This is a genomic window from Lyngbya sp. CCY1209 (genome assembly GCF_035615495.1).
Lineage (GTDB): Bacteria > Cyanobacteriota > Cyanobacteriia > Cyanobacteriales > Microcoleaceae > Limnospira.
Genome location: NZ_JAJENU010000337.1, coordinates 1 through 371 on the forward strand (window position 1 = coordinate 1; position 371 = coordinate 371).

Below are 371 nucleotides of genomic sequence, written 5' to 3' on the forward strand. Positions count from 1 at the left end.
AGGGCGGCTTGAGGTGCTGTTTTATGATTCCTAATCACCTCTTTTACCTTTTCAGTATGGGCTTTGATTGCTTCCTTATCCGGTTTGATGTGGGTCTTGAAGCCGAGTAGACCTCTTCCCCCCGATTTCTTCCCGGATGTATGTTTCCCTTTTGGATACTGCCTGATATTGAACCCTAGAAAGTCGAATCCGGGTGGGACTTTTTTTCCATCAACTTCGATTTCTCGAAATGTGTGACAGATTCTTGTCTTTTCCGGCTTGAGTTGGAGTCCAATGGGTTTTAACCATTCGGAAATAGCAATCTTGCACTGTTCAATGATTTCGCGGCTTTGTGATATGACCACAAAATCATCGGCATATCTAACGACCGT

Annotated in this window: 1 protein-coding gene; it reads right to left on the reverse strand. The window is 44.2% G+C overall.

Annotation, left to right across the window (positions count from 1 at the left end):
* A partial coding sequence (locus LKE08_RS09645; protein ID WP_324704008.1) for a reverse transcriptase domain-containing protein occupies positions 1-371 on the reverse strand: 371 nt, incomplete at both ends.